The organism is Flectobacillus rivi, assembly GCF_030056655.1.
Classification (GTDB): Bacteria; Bacteroidota; Bacteroidia; order Cytophagales; family Spirosomataceae; genus Flectobacillus; species Flectobacillus rivi.
This window is the reverse complement of sequence record NZ_JASHIE010000019.1, coordinates 86,187-101,489: the sequence shown is the minus strand read 5'-3', so window position 1 is coordinate 101,489 and position 15,303 is coordinate 86,187. Positions and strand designations below refer to the sequence as shown.

Annotated in this window: 8 protein-coding genes; 6 read left to right on the top strand and 2 right to left on the bottom strand. The window is 38.1% G+C overall.

The annotated features are described in order from the left end of the window. The first annotated feature begins 334 nt into the window (after window positions 1-334). Window positions 335-2,050, top strand: a complete 1,716-nt coding sequence (locus QM481_RS22320; RefSeq protein ID WP_283383407.1) for an IlvD/Edd family dehydratase — start codon at window positions 335-337, stop codon at window positions 2,048-2,050. 286 nt (window positions 2,051-2,336) lie between these two features. Here QM481_RS22320 and QM481_RS22315 read toward each other — a convergent pair whose 3' ends face one another. After that, entirely contained in the window at window positions 2,337-2,531 is a 195-nt protein-coding gene (locus tag QM481_RS22315; RefSeq protein WP_283383406.1) for a hypothetical protein, read from the bottom strand. 359 nt (window positions 2,532-2,890) lie between these two features. On the opposite strand from QM481_RS22315, the gene QM481_RS22310 reads away from it, so the two are divergent. Then, a complete protein-coding gene (locus QM481_RS22310) occupies window positions 2,891-4,300 on the top strand; it encodes a glycoside hydrolase family 125 protein (protein WP_283383405.1) in 1,410 nt (469 codons plus the stop codon). A gap of 253 nt (window positions 4,301-4,553) precedes the next feature. Here QM481_RS22310 and QM481_RS22305 read toward each other — a convergent pair whose 3' ends face one another. Continuing rightward, window positions 4,554-5,339 carry a transglutaminase domain-containing protein gene (locus tag QM481_RS22305; protein ID WP_283383404.1) on the bottom strand — a complete coding sequence of 262 codons (786 nt, stop codon included), beginning with the start codon at window positions 5,337-5,339 and terminating at the stop codon, window positions 4,554-4,556. Between the two features lie 286 nt (window positions 5,340-5,625). On the opposite strand from QM481_RS22305, the gene QM481_RS22300 reads away from it, so the two are divergent. From QM481_RS22300 to QM481_RS22285, 4 genes are all read left to right on the top strand, one after another. Further along, window positions 5,626-6,390, top strand: a complete 765-nt coding sequence (locus QM481_RS22300; protein WP_283383403.1) for an SDR family oxidoreductase — start codon at window positions 5,626-5,628, stop codon at window positions 6,388-6,390. A gap of 396 nt (window positions 6,391-6,786) precedes the next feature. Continuing rightward, on the top strand, window positions 6,787-7,608 hold the full coding sequence (locus QM481_RS22295; RefSeq protein WP_283383402.1) for a DUF4419 domain-containing protein: 822 nt from the start codon (window positions 6,787-6,789) through the stop codon (window positions 7,606-7,608). 235 nt (window positions 7,609-7,843) lie between these two features. Further along, a complete protein-coding gene (locus QM481_RS22290) occupies window positions 7,844-11,971 on the top strand; it encodes a hybrid sensor histidine kinase/response regulator transcription factor (protein WP_283383401.1) in 4,128 nt (1,375 codons plus the stop codon). Window positions 11,972-12,155: 184 nt separating this feature from the next. Next, window positions 12,156-15,290, top strand: a complete 3,135-nt coding sequence (locus QM481_RS22285; protein WP_283383400.1) for a SusC/RagA family TonB-linked outer membrane protein — start codon at window positions 12,156-12,158, stop codon at window positions 15,288-15,290. The last annotated feature ends 13 nt before the right edge of the window (window positions 15,291-15,303 follow it).

Here is a 15,303-nt window from a genome sequence, read left to right as displayed (position 1 = left end):
TAAAAATGAAAAAGTTTGTATTAAATTTTATGAAATCCTACTGTTTGAGCCGCAGGCGAGGTGGGTCGCCACTCCGATTAGGATTTCTTGACTTTCTTTTGCGGCCGCCGCTGCTGTTACTTTTCTTGTGTTAGACGGGCACGCCTAGTGAAGAAAAGTAAGGAGTGTCGATAGGAATTCTATTTCTTTTACAAATACCAAATAAAACTTCAAACATACTCTAATTCAATTATCTCTTTTGGATTTCATTACGAATTGAATCTCTCTAAAATTAATCATAATTTCCAGAAAAGATTAATTTAGCATCTATCCCGAAAAACAAATACTATTTAACATGAAAAAAAATCAACTTCGTTCTCAAAACTGGTTTGGCAAATCAGGCAAAGATGGATTTATCTATCGAGCTTGGATGAAAAATCAAGGGATTCCATCTGATTTCTTTGAAGGAAAACCTGTCATTGGTATCTGTAATACTTGGTCAGAACTGACTCCCTGTAATGCTCATTTTCGTGATCTTGCCGAAGCCGTCAAAAAAGGCGTTCTCGAAGCAGGTGGCTTCCCTGTCGAATTTCCAGTGATGTCTCTGGGCGAAACGCTCATCAAACCTACCGCCATGCTCTATCGCAATTTGGCAAGTATGGATGTCGAGGAATCTATCAGAGCCAACCCTATCGACGGCGTAGTATTGCTTTGTGGTTGTGATAAAACTACCCCTTCGCTGGTTATGGGAGCTTGTAGCGTAGATTTACCTACCCTTGTTATCTCTGGTGGACCCATGATGAAAGGCAAATGGAAAGGCAAAGATATAGGCACTTCAGATGTTTGGCGATTTGCGGAGGCGTACAAATTAGGGGAATTATCCCAAGAAGAATTTGTGGAAGCCGAAGCCTGTATGGCACGTACACAAGGACATTGTGCCGTGATGGGAACTGCCTCCACAATGGCAACCATGGTAGAGGCTTTAGGTTTATCCTTGCCCAACAATGCGGCTATTCCAGCAGCAGATGCCAGAAGAAAAGTAATTTCTCAACTTTCGGGCAGACGTATCGTCGGAATGGTGCAGGAAAATTTGACCTTAAGTAGAATACTGACCAGAGAAGCATTTGAAAATGCCATCAAGGTAAATGCAGCGATTGGCGGTTCTACCAATTTTGTGATTCACCTTTTAGCAATTGCAGGTCGTATTGGCGTCGATTTATCGATTGATGATTTTGATAGACTTTCTCAAGATATTCCTCTATTGGCAAACCTCCAACCTTCTGGGGAACATTTTATGGAAGATTTGTATTATGCTGGAGGCCTGCCTGCTGTCATGAAACAAATGCTAGAGCATTTACATAAAGATACGATTACGGTAAATGGTAAAACTGTAGCTGAAAATGTTACACAATCTGAAATTTACAATTCTGATATCATTAGTTCACTAGAGAATCCTTTTAAACCCAATTCTGGAATTGCAGTGGTAAAAGGAAATTTAGCACCAAATGGTGCAGTCATAAAACCGTCTGCTGCGACTCCTGCTTTGATGAAGCATCGAGGAAAAGCGGTAGTTTTTGAAAACATTGAGGACTATCATGCTAAGATTGATGACCCCGATCTTGATATTGATGAAAACTCGGTGATGGTTCTCAAAAATGTTGGACCTAAAGGTTATCCTGGCATGGCAGAAGTTGGCAATATGAGTTTGCCTAAAAAGTTATTGGAAAAAGGTATTAAAGATATGGTACGTATTTCGGACGGCAGAATGAGTGGTACAGGTTTTGGTACGGTCGTTCTTCATGTTTCGCCTGAGGCTGCGGCTGGTGGCAATATTGCACTTGTACAAAATGGCGACTGGATAGAGTTGGATGTCGACAATCGAAGCCTTACGCTTGAAGTATCAGAAGAAGAGCTCGAAAACAGGCGCAATAATTGGGTAGCACCTAACCTTAACATCAACCGAGGATATGTCAGTTTATATATCAACCATGTCGAGCAGGCGCATTTGGGCGCTGATATGAGCTTTTTGAAAGGAAAATCTGGCAGTGAGGTTGCTCGTGATTCGCACTAGTCTGATATTGAGTGAATGGTGGTTGAGTGATTTGGTGATTATTTTAAAATCAATTTCTGTCGTAGAGATGCAATGCCTTGTATCTAAAGAAGTGTCATTTTGAAATATAGTGTCAAAAAAGCGGTCGAAAATTGATTTTCTGACCGCTTTTTTGATATTATTCTGCTCGGCTGACTCGGTTTAAGACGCAATGCATTGCGTCTCTACAGCTTAGAATAATCACTCATTAACTCACTCAATCTCAATTCACTCAATTAGGGATGGCTCATGTTTTGTTTAAAAGCCATTAATGCCAATGTCCTCTACCTTTACCGCGACCACGTCCTCGTCCAGGTTTTTCTACAACAATGACTTCCCTTGGCTGTTGAACTACTACCGTTCTTCGTGGACGTCTATCAACAACCACCGTTCGCGTGGGTGTTACACAACTGGCTAACAATGCCACCGAAAAAATTACAAATAGACTCAATATTGGTTTCATAAGGATTACAATTCAGAAATTAAAAAATCAATTATCTAATCTAAAAACGGTCAAAGTAAGCTCAGATTTTGTCAAATAATGGTAATTGAGTAAGTGGTTACGATAAGATACCCGTTATCTATTTGAGATTTCTAATTTCTGAAATATGGAATACACCTTAATTTTTAGTAAAACATGATTCAAGTGAGTTATTTGTTCTTCCGACATTCCTAAAACTTATTCTGGTAATATCTTTCCATAAAATGATTTTTTCGACAACTTTGTCGCTTTAATTTTTGTTACAAAATCACTCATTTTCTGTAAAACCAAGGGAATGGCATTTGTCCTTCCTTTAAGCCCTTTTTAAAAACTATTTAAAAATGAACAGACGTCATTTTATCAAAAACAGCTCACTGGCAGGTCTTGGATTGGCCTTTTATTCAAACACCTCTTATGGTGCAACCGACTTCCCAGTTGTACGTGTTAGCGCCGACAAAAGAAATTTTTCGAGTCCAGCAGTAGAAGAAACGATTACTAGACTCAAATCAAAAATCAAAGACCCAGAATTAGCTTGGTTATTCGAAAACTGTTTTCCCAATACTTTGGATACAACTGTTCATTACAAAGTTGAAAACGGTAAGCCTGATACCTTTGTGATTACAGGAGATATTGATGCCATGTGGTTGCGTGACAGTACTGCCCAAGTATGGCCATATTTACCTCTTGCCAAAAAAAATGAAGATATTCGCAAATTGTTGGAAGGAGTCGTTCGTCGTCAAGCAAAATGTTTATTAATCGACCCTTATGCCAACGCTTTCTACACCGAAAAAGGAAACAGTGAGTGGACCAAAGATTTAACAGATATGAAGCCCGAACTTCACGAGCGTAAGTGGGAATTAGATTCTGTTTGTTACACCATCCGTTTGGCATATCATTATTGGAAAACCACAGGCGACACCTCTGTTTTTGATGCTGATTGGTCAAAAGCGATGAAAGGCGTTTTGAGAATTTGTAAAGAACAACAACGTAAAAATAGCAGAGGAAGCTACAAATTCGGACGTAATACCTTCTGGTCTACAGATACAGTACCGGGCAATGGCTATGGCAATCCAACAAAGCCTATTGGTATGATTCATAGCATTTTCCGTCCGTCTGATGATGCTACTATTTTTCCATTTTATACTCCTGCCAACCTTTTTGCAGTAGTGTCTTTTAAACAATTAGGAGAAATCGCTGAAACAGTTTTGAAAGATTCAGTATTTGCTCAAGAATGTAAAGCGCTATCTGCTGAAGTCAAAAAAGCAATTCAAGAATATGCCATTTATAACCATCCAACTTTTGGCAAAATATATGCCTTGGAAGTAGACGGATTTGGCAACCATTTGTTACAAGACGATGCCAATGTGCCAAATTTACTTGGCTTGCCATATTTGGGTGCGGTGGACGTAAACGACCCTATTTATCAAAATACAAGAAAATTTGTATTGAGTTCTTTCAACCCTTATTTCTTCAAAGGAAAAGCAGCTGAAGGAATTGGTAGTCCTCATACCTTAGTTGACAACATTTGGCATATAGGTTTGGTGATGCGTGCCATGACATCTACCAACGATCAAGAAATTGCTGCTCAATTGAAAATGATTAAAAATACGCACGCAGGTACTGGATTTATGCACGAGTCTTTTGATAAAGACGACTCGTCCAAATTTACAAGAAAATGGTTTGCCTGGGCAAATACCCTTTTTGGCGAATTGATTTTAAAAATTGAAAAGGAAAGACCTCATTTATTGTAGGTATATTGAGTGATTGGTGATTGAACGAGTTAGTGATTTTTCTTTATAGATTTAATGGATGGAGACTTTCTACTTTAGATCTAAAAAAGTCACTCAAAAATAAAGAATCAAAAACGGCGTTCGAAAATAGTATTTCGAACGCCGTTTTTAATATTAAAATTTATGATGAAACCCTTTTAGACACAACGCACTACGTTTCTACCGCCTGCATACAAATTTTAAAACAATCACTCAATTCGGAATACTTCAGGTTTTATACCTGTTCAACCCAGACCTTCATGTTTAGTAATTCAGAACTACCAAATTGCGTAATCAATGCTACGTCAGTGGCATCTCTTCCATAGGCAATAACAATTCTTCCTCCTGTAGTACAATCTTGGACAGCATCAAAAGCGTACCATTTTCCACCCAAATACACCTCAAACCATGCGTGCAAATCGATATACTTTAATTCCTTCACATAGCCAACCACCATTCTCGAAGGAATATTGATGCTTCGACAAAGAGAAATCGCTAAATGCGTAAAATCACGACATACGCCTTTTTTCAAATCCAAAATATCTAAGGCGGTTGTGCTCGACTCAGTTACGCCATATTCATAGGCAATATTCTGATGAATCCATTCACTAATGGCCGTTACTTGCTCATAACCTGACCAAATTTTCTTAGTAATATCAACAGCCAATCTACCGATTACAGGGCTATCTGATTGACAATACCTGCTCGGAAATAAAAATTGTAAAGTATCACTGGGAAGATTTTCAATCAATACATAAGCTGCTTGGTTATTGACATCTACATTATCTGCAACCTCTGCCACCACCTCCGAACGAATGGTTACATTGCCAACGGGAAGTAACATACGTTGACATACATTTCCAAACGAGTCTATGTACTCTACGATGGGTGTATAGGGACTCAGAATTAGCCTATCTTCCTGTATAAATTGTCCTTCAGTACTGCGAGGGCGCAACATGGTAACGACAGGTGTGGGCTCTTTAATTTGGTAAATAAACTCTGCTCCCGCTGATAATTTCATGAATAAGTTGTGTATTAGACGTGTTGATGAATGACCTATCAAAATTTGTGGTGAAATTGTGATAAGTTTATAGGGTTCCTCTACCTAAAAAAAGTAATATTGAGGGATTAGCTCGTAAACAAATATAGCTAAAAATAAGGGTTATCTGAACTTGTTTTAGCTTTATTTCGTCGAAATATTAAACCTTAGTTATCATTTCACACCATAATTAAAGTAATTTTCAAAATCAAATGGGAAGAATTGGCATTTGATAAACGCCAACTCACAAGATTCGATATTTCATACTATGACAAACTGGAATTTGCAGGGTAAAAAAGCCCTTATTACTGGAGGCACAAAAGGCATAGGAAAAGCCACAGCCACCGAGTTTTTGAAGCTTGGCGCACAGGTTCTTATCATTGCAAGAAATGGCGATGAAATCCAAGAATGTATCAAAGAATGGAGCACTTTGGGTTTTGAGGCGCAAGGTATCGCAGCAGACATAACCCAATCCGAAGACCGTGAATTGTATATTTTCCCTATTTTAAAAGAATGGGGTTCGCTGGATATTCTGGTGAATAATGTGGGTACCAATATCCGAAAAGAATTCACGGAATATGAGCCTGAAGAAATTCAAAAGGTATTTGACACAAATCTTTTTAGCGCCATCGCTATGACGCGACTATGTTTTGAGTTTTTGGAAAAAGGTCACGATGCTAGTGTTATTAATGTAAGTTCTGTAGCAGCGTCAGTGGATGTTGCTTCTGGCACTCCTTATGGTATGACAAAAGCAGCCGAACTACAATTTACCAGAAATTTGGCGGTAGAATGGGCAAAATATGGTATTCGTGTCAATGCTGTTTCGCCATGGTACACCAAAACACCATTGACCGTTCCTGTGCTCTCTCAACCTGAAAGACTCAAAAAAATCTTAGATAGAACACCTCTCAATCGTGTAGCTGAACCTGAAGAAGTAGCCTCGGCGATTGCCTTTTTTGCGATGCCCGTTTCGTCCTATATCACAGGACAGAATTTGGCAGTAGATGGCGGATTTTTAGCCAAAGGACTCTGAGCGAGTTTTGAGTGATGAGTTTGGAGTGATGAATTATATCTTGTCCTTTGTAAAAGCGCCGTAGGTGCGACAGAAAACTAACTCTATTAAAGACTGTCGCTCCTACGGTGCTGATAAAAAATTGGTTACTGAAAAAAACTCTATTTTGTGTAATTGATAAAGTTAATTAAGCTTAAGTATTAATGCAGAATTATGAGTTGTGAATTGTGAATATAAAACTTTAATTATCAATATCTTACATTTAAAATTTATTAAATATTATTCTGCACGATTACTTAAGTTATTAAGTTAGTGGGCAAAATTAAAATAATTTTACCCGCAGTAAGCTCTAGGCTTTATGCGATAGGCTAAAAGTTAAATAGTATTTCTCATGAAGTAATAGAAACTTTTTGCCTAATGCCTACAGCTTACTGTCTAAAGCGTATTAATGCAACGTTATTTTGCAATGGATTCTATATTTCGGGGTGGATGATTAAGCTGTTTCCATATATTAAACAGATGGAGGAAAGTACTCAAAGAAATGCTAATGGCGAGACAATCACCAAAGAAATATTAAAAAGAAATCCCTTTCTCAAAGATGACTTGTATTTGAAGTCTACCTTAAGTACAGATAATTTCCCTTCTGGAATTTTGAAGGTGCCTATTAATTGGGAAAATCATTACAAAAAAACAAATACGAAACTTGAGTTATGTGCTGGTTTTTTGGGTATATCTCAGTATCCAGATAAATCTTTGGAACCCCTGATTTCGTGGGTAGTAGCAAGTACAAAAGACGAAAAAACAACTTTCGAAAATAACGCAGTCGACTATTCGATGGTACATCGTGAAAATGATTGGTCGCCCAATTTTGCGAGCTATGTAATTGACTCTGCCATCTATGATTATAAAACCAATGCCACAACCTCAAAGAGCTTAGCCTATATCAAATCATATCTACTCACCTCTATGGCAAATGACTCTAAATGGAGTTCCGTCAAATTAGAGCATGATACCTTAAAAATAGAAATTCTAGTCAACGGAAAAGTTGGAGAAGTTTCGTTTTCAAAAACTAAGAATCCTACATTGAATCAATTTTTATATCAATCCTTACGAAAACTACCCGCACCTTGGCTACCTGCCCGAGCTACGATAGATGCCGTTATTGAATTAATGGAAGATGAGAATCTTTCTCGAAAAAAGATTCGAGTAAACAGCCTCGTTGAAATTCCTTTTCAATAAGGTGACCATTCATGTTTTCAAGGCTTAGAGAACATCATCTCAGTTCATCTAAATGTATATTCTTGGTAATAAACGATTGTCGAAAGTATAGTTATTAGTGCGCAAATTGGGTTAAAGACTAAGCCTCAAATAGGCTAGCTTATAAGTAATGGTTGGGGATTACTCATTAAGGAGGAATCAATAAATTACCATTAGAATAGCATCTTTTCGGGAAAAACTCTTTTATTTTTGTACTATGAAAATATTCTGGTACTTATTTCTGTTCTTTTCCACTAACTCCATTGCTCAATTTTCTCAAAATACTAAAGCTTTAAAATACAGCACTAAAGATGGTTTGTCTTTTGGGATTGTCAACTCTATTGTGCAGGACAACAATGGCTTTATGTGGATTGCCACCGACGATGGTCTCAATCGTTTCGATGGTATTTCTTTTCGTGTTTTTCGCCATGACTCCGAAGAGAAATTTAGTTTACCAGGCAATTACATCAATACCGTTTTCAAGGATTCTCATGGTCAACTTTGGATTACTTCCCGAAAAGGGCTCCTAAAATTTGATGCTTCACAAGAACATTTCTATCCTCAATCGCTCTACAATGGCAAAAATATGGATGAGGATATTAGCTCGATTTCTGAAGCAAAAAATGGCAATCTCTGGATTTCGTCTTCATTACATGGAGTATTTAATTTTAACCCTCAGACAGGAAAAACGCTTAACTATCGCATGACCAACACGACGGGGATGCGTAGCAATACCATTTTAGTCACCTTAGAAGACTCCCAAGGACTCGTTTGGCTTGGCTCGCATACCAATGGGATAAGTGTTTTTCAACAGAACAATAATAAACTACGTCCCTACTCTGTCAAAAACATAGAACTACTCAATAATTATCGCATTAACAGCATTTTTGAGGACTCCAACCACCAAATTTGGTTAGCGACTTTTGATGGTATTTACTTTTTTGACAGAAAATCAAATAATATTTCAAAAGTCGGTTTTGCTAATTTTTCGAGTAACAAAGTCTTTCTATCCTTATTGGAAGACAAACAAAAGAATCTCTATATTGGCGTTCAAGATGGCGGATTATATCAAATCAAAATACAACCCAATTACCCCCAAATCGCTGCATTACCCATTCAGGTGGTTAAAGAACCTAATGGAGTACTAACCCAACGTTCAGTACAATGTTTGTATGCCGACAAAGACCAAAATATCTGGCTTGGAACTTATGGCGAAGGTATTATGATGCTCAATCATAGTCCGCAACGTTTTTTACAGTTTCAGAAAAAAATTACTACTCAAAACACCGAAAGTTGGCTTCGTTACTACGGTATGACTGCCGACCATGAGGGAAATCTTTGGCTTGGAACCGACGGTGATGGTATTTACAAAACTACCCACGAAGGAAAAACCCTCAAGCATTATGTTGCCAGTAAAGCCAAAGGAAGCCTGACCAATAATGCTATTTTATCGGCATTCAATGACAGTAAAAATAACCTTTGGTTTGGTTCTTATGCAGGTGGATTATACCGTTATGATCCTAATACCGACAGTTTTATCAATTACAAACATATTGCTACCGACCCCAACAGCATCGGCGCCAACGACGTCAGAGTAATCTTTGAAGATGCTCAAAAAAACATTTGGATTGGTACAAATGGCGGCGGATTCAGTCGATTTAATCCTCAAAATCAAACCTTTACCAACTACAGCAGTAAACTTCGCAATTTTGATTCGAACGATGTACGCGCTATTGCCCAAGACCATCGAGGTAATTTGCTCATTGGTACTTACGGCATGGGGATTATCCAATTTAATCCACAGACCCAGAAATCTACCCAATTACTTAAGGATGTTCTTCCATCAGGCGTTGTATTAAGTCTAGCTTATCACCCCAATAATGGATTATGGATAGGTACTCAAGAAATAGGACTGATTCGTTATCAATTTGACTCCAATACTTATACCAGATTTACAGAAAAAAATGGTCTGAGTAGCAATACTATCCTGTCGATCAAAGCGCTACCTAATCAGCAAATTTGGGTTAGCACCAATGCAGGTATCTCAAAAATTGATGCTAAAACCAACAAGATTTATAATTATGATAGAAAAGATGGGCTCCAAAATGGACAATTCAATGGTGGGTCAGTTTTGTATGAGCCCCGCAAAGGATTTTTATGTTTTGGAGGAACCGAAGGTTGGAATCTTTTTTATCCCAAAAATATCGATGTTCTTACCTATCAGCCTAATGTGTTAATTACGGGTATTCAGCTATACGGAAAAGACATTGACCAAAGTGGCGTGCCTCAGCGAGAATTTATACCTTTTGACAATCAAAATCCTGATGCGAAAGTAGAATTACAACCCAACCAATCAGTTTTTTCGATTCAATATGGCGCTATCAACTATTCGTATCCAGACGAAAGCTACTTTGCTTATCAACTGGAAGGGCTAGATAATGATTGGAACTATGCTGGAAAACAAAAATCTGCTACGTATCGCTATCTCGAACCTGGGCACTATGTATTTAAGGTAAAAGTAGCGAACAAAGACCGTGTTTGGTCTGACAAAATTGCCTCTATCAATGTCGTTATTTTACCCCCTTGGTACAAAACATGGTGGGCATATTTGATTTATTTGGGCATTATAGCTTCTGCTATTTATTACTATCAACGCTATCGACAAAATCAGGCAGAATTGAAATATCAGATTCGGGTGGCAAAAATTGAAGCCGAAAAAGAGAAAGAGTTAAATGAGAAAAAGCTTTCGTTTTTTACACAAATATCACACGAGTTCCGAACACCCCTGACCTTAATCATTAACCCAATTAAGGAGCTACTGAAAGATGAAAGTCAAGATACGAATAGCTTGCAATTGGTGTATCGGAATGCAAGAAGACTATTGAGTTTGGTAGACCAGTTATTGCTATTTCGAAAAGCAGAAGCCGAACGTGACCACCTCAAAGTATCCTTATTAAATGTCAAAGAATTGGCAGAGGAGGTGTTTTTATGTTTCACATATCAAGCAAAAGAAAAAAATCTCCATTATGATTTTGTTTGTACAGACGAACAATTGGAGATATATGGCGATAAAGAGAAGTTAGAAATTGCACTTTTTAACCTTATTTCCAATGCCATTAAATTTACGCCAATGGACGGTGCTGTTTCTGTCAGCATAGAAGATACGCCTCGATATGTCAATTTTTATATCAAAGATAGCGGCAAAGGTATTGATGCAAGTGTTGGCGAAAAGCTTTTCGAGATGTTTTATCAAACCAAAAATACGCGTGCCGCAGGTTTTGGTATTGGTTTATTTTTGACAAAAACCTTTATCAAATATCATAAAGGAGACATTTCGTATTCAAGTAAGGAAGGTACAGGAACGACCTTCAAAATCAGTTTACCCAAAGGATATGACCATTTGGATATTGATAGCATCGTGCTCGAATCTAAACCCGAATCTGCTTTATTGGATGAGTTAAAGGAGGAAAAAATAGAATCTAAACCACTTATAAAACTCAATAATCAGGTCATCGTAGAGGAGCTTGTAGGAGAGCAAAACACGATGGTCGTGATTGATGACAATGAACAAATCAGGGCATATCTCAAGCAAATTTTTCAACCACAATTCAAAATCTATGATGCCGAAAATGGGCAACAAGGACTAGACTTAGTCAATGAAGTTTTGCCAGATATTGTGATTTGCGATATTATGATGCAAGGGCTTAATGGCATTGAAGTGTGCACTGAAATCAAGCAAAACAAACAACTCAATCATATTCCTGTAATATTGCTGACCGCCAGTACATCCTCTGAAGTAAAGCTCAAAGGCATTGAAGTGGGTGCCGATGATTATATCAGTAAACCTTTTGAAAAAGATATTTTAATTGCCCGAATCAATAGTATTTTGAAGAGCCGTATGGACTTGCAACAGTACTTTTTTAACGAAGTAACTTTACAAGCACATAACCTAAAAATCTCTCCAGAATACAAACAGTTTTTGGATCAATGTATCACCATCGTCGAACGAAACCTGATGGATTCAGATTTTAATGTAAGTGTACTAGCTACCGAAATTGGGATGAGTTCGTCGAGTCTTTACAACCGTATCAAATCCATTTGTGCACAGTCGCCCAACAACTTTATTCGTTTTATCAGACTCCGTAAAGCAGCCGAAATATTAATTTCGACAGACTATACTGTTTCCGAAACAGCATATCAAGTGGGCATCAATGACAGCAAGTATTTTAGGGAGCAATTCAACAAACAATTTGGGATGAATCCTTCCGCTTATATCAAAAAATATCGTAAGCCTTTTCATAATCAGCATACCTTCAACAAGGATGTTTTTCCTAAGAAAAGCTAAATTTAGCCTCCATTTTTTCATAAAAAAGCCCTAAAATTTACCATTTTAGGGCTTTTTGTTTGATTACCCCCTACCATATAAGGATTTCCCCCCTCTCAAAATAACTCCATAATCCTAGTTTTGCTTCAAATATTTCAATGTCAAAAAGCACAAATTTTCCAATCAAACAATTTTCATTTAAAAGATGAGACAACCTTTATTCTCCCATTTCGGAAAGGACTTAGGAAAAACAGGCATCAAAAACCTGTTTGGATCTAGTACCAAATTCTTATTATGCCTTATGATGATGCTTTCTACCTTTGCGACTTTGGCGCAAGAAAGAAAGATAACAGGAACAATCCTTGATGAACAAGGAGCAGCACTTCCGGGTGCGAACATACAAGTAAAAGGCACTAGCAAAGGTGTATCAGCAGATGCGAATGGTAAATATTCTATCTCTGTTCCAGCCAATGCTTCTACCTTAGTATTTACTTTCATTGGTTATGCTACACAAGAAGTAGAAATCAAAAATCAATCAGTTATTGACCTAAAATTGGTATCAGATACCAAGTCCCTACAAGAGGTAGTAGTAGTAGGTTACGGTACCCAGAAAAAAGTAACCTTGACAGGTTCGGTATCGGATGTAAAAGGTAGTGAAATCGTGAAAAGCCCTCAGCCAAACTTATCAAACTCATTGGCAGGTCGTTTCTCTGGTTTTATTGCGAACAACCGTGGTGGTGAACCTGGTTATGACGGTTCGAGCTATACCATTCGTGGTTTGGCATCGACAGGAAACAACGACGTGCTTATCGTTGTGGATGGTATTCCAGGACAAATTGGCGGTTTGGAACGCCTAGACCCAAATGACATTGAAAGTATTTCGGTATTGAAAGATGCTTCGGCAGCTGTTTATGGTAGCCGTGCAGCCAATGGTGTAATCTTGGTAACAACTAAAAGAGGTACAACAGGCAAACCGACTATCTCTTACAGCTTCAACCAAGGATTTAGTACGCCAACTCGTTTGCCAAAATTAGCAGATGCTCCTACGTATGCAACAATTTTGAATGAGATTGACTACTACAACAACCCTGCAGGTGGTATGAATCAGCACTATTCAGCAGCTGAAATCACGAAGTTTGCGAATGGTTCTGATCCATTGAATTACCCAAATACTAACTGGCAGAAAGAGGCTTTACAAAGTGTTGCATTACAAAACCAACACAGTTTGACAGTAAACGGTGGTAATGAAAATACACGTTATTTCATGTCAATTGGTATGATTAATCAGGATGGTTTGTTGAAAAACGGTGCTACCAAATACAACCAATACAACTTCCGTTCGAATATTGACGCCAACGTTACAAAGGATTTCAAAGTAAGTTTGTCTCTCTCGGGTCGTCAAGAAGACCGTCAGTATCCAATCAGTAGTGCAGGTAACACGTTCCGTTCGATTTATAGAGCTTATCCAACTGTAGTTGCAACTTATCCAAATGGATTGCCTTCTACAGGTGTTGAAAATAATAACCCTGTAGTATTAGGTACATCGTTAGGTGGTCTTAACAAAAACCCTACTACGGTATTCAACGGAATTTTGAGAGGTAGCTACAATTTACCTGTAAAAGGCTTAAGCGTAGACGGATTTTTGTCAATCGACAAATCGTATAACTTTTCGAAATCATTTAGCATCCCATACATTTTGTATTCGTACAACCGCAATACCAATGCGTATGACCAAGTGGTAACAGGTGGTTCGGCTGGTGCAGCAACTTTGTCTGAAGCACAAACTAACTCGTCTTTACAAATCCAAAACATTAAGTTGAACTACAACTTAGCAACGGGTCGCCACAATGTAAACGCTTTTGTTGCATTTGAACAAAGTCAAAACCGTTCGGAGACTTTTGGTGCATCAAGATTGAATTACCCTACGCCATCAACGCCTGAACTTTCTCAAGGTGGTGCTGCTGCTACAGACAAAAACAACTACGGTAGTAGCTATAACTTTACAAGAAGAAGTTATATCTCAAGAGTTGCTTACAACTATAGCGAGAAATATTTGGCAGAATTGCAAATGCGTGTAGATGGTTCATCAACGTTCCCAGATGGTAAGCAATATGGTTTCTTCCCGTCGTTCTCGGCAGGTTGGAGAATCTCGGAAGAACCTTGGTTCAAAAACAAAGTTACAAGTGTTGATGACTTAAAATTACGTGCCTCTTACGGTACTTTGGGTAATGACAACGTAGGTCAGTTCCAGTATTACAACAACTACTCGTTCAATAACTCTTATGTAATCGGTGCTGATGTTATTCACTCTGGTATTGACTTGACAAAATTGGCTAACCCAAATATCACTTGGGAAGTTGCTAAGAAATTAGACATCGGTTTGAATGCGACTATCTTCAAGAAATTATCTGCTGAAGTTACTTATTTCCAACAAAATCGTTCAGACATTCTTGCAGCTCGTAATGCTTCTATCCCTGGAGTTTCAGGTATTGTAAACCCTTATGGTTCGGGTGCTTTAGTGCCAGATCAAAACATCGGTAAAGTGAGCAACGCTGGTATTGAAACTAGTGTGACGTACAACCACTCTGGAGCGTTCAGATATATGATTTCTGGAAACTTTACGTATGCAAAAAGTAAAATCGAATTTATCGATGAAGCTTCTGGCTTACCAGATTACCAACGTCAAACAGGTCGTCCTTTAAATACTTATTTGTTATACAGATCTCTTGGTATTTTCAGAAGTCAAGCAGATTTGGACAAATATCCACACTTGACAGGCGCTCGTTTGGGTGATTTGATTTTGGAAGATTATAACAAAGACGGCAAAATCACAGCAGATGACCAAGTTCGTTCTGACTATGGAAACATTCCACAAATGACTTTTGGTTTGGTATTCAACGCAGGTTACAAAAACTTTGACTTCTCTTTAGTATTTGCAGGACAAGCACAAGTTAGCCAATATGTATTACCAGAATCTGGTTCAATCGGTAACTTCTACAGTAGCTGGGCAGACAATCGTTGGAGTCCAACTAATCCAAATGGAACGTATCCACGTGTAGACACTCGTTCTTCTTCTTCAGTAAACGGTGGCTTATACCCAAGTACTTTCTGGTTGAACAACGCTTCATTTGTTCGTTTGAAAAACCTTGAATTTGGCTATACACTTCCAAACAAATTATTGAGCAAATTAAATATCAAACAATTAAGAGTTTATACTAACGCTTTCAACTTGTTGACATTTACAGGTGTGAAAGATTATGACCCAGAAGGTAACAGTTCAAGTGGACAATTCTACCCACAACAACGCATTATGAACCTTGGTGTCAATGTTAAGTTTTAATCTTTAATGTTTA

What these genes read in the sequence shown, in the direction of transcription:
- QM481_RS22290 (WP_283383401.1), top strand. Translation starts at nt 7,844, where the DNA reads ATGAAAATATTCTGGTACTTATTTCTGTTCTTTTCCACTAACTCCATT.
- QM481_RS22310 (WP_283383405.1), top strand. Translation starts at nt 2,891, where the DNA reads ATGAACAGACGTCATTTTATCAAAAACAGCTCACTGGCAGGTCTTGGA.
- QM481_RS22305 (WP_283383404.1), bottom strand. Translation starts at nt 5,339, where the DNA reads ATGAAATTATCAGCGGGAGCAGAGTTTATTTACCAAATTAAAGAGCCC.
- QM481_RS22285 (WP_283383400.1), top strand. Translation starts at nt 12,156, where the DNA reads ATGAGACAACCTTTATTCTCCCATTTCGGAAAGGACTTAGGAAAAACA.
- QM481_RS22300 (WP_283383403.1), top strand. Translation starts at nt 5,626, where the DNA reads ATGACAAACTGGAATTTGCAGGGTAAAAAAGCCCTTATTACTGGAGGC.
- QM481_RS22320 (WP_283383407.1), top strand. Translation starts at nt 335, where the DNA reads ATGAAAAAAAATCAACTTCGTTCTCAAAACTGGTTTGGCAAATCAGGC.
- QM481_RS22315 (WP_283383406.1), bottom strand. Translation starts at nt 2,531, where the DNA reads ATGAAACCAATATTGAGTCTATTTGTAATTTTTTCGGTGGCATTGTTA.
- QM481_RS22295 (WP_283383402.1), top strand. Translation starts at nt 6,787, where the DNA reads ATGCCTACAGCTTACTGTCTAAAGCGTATTAATGCAACGTTATTTTGC.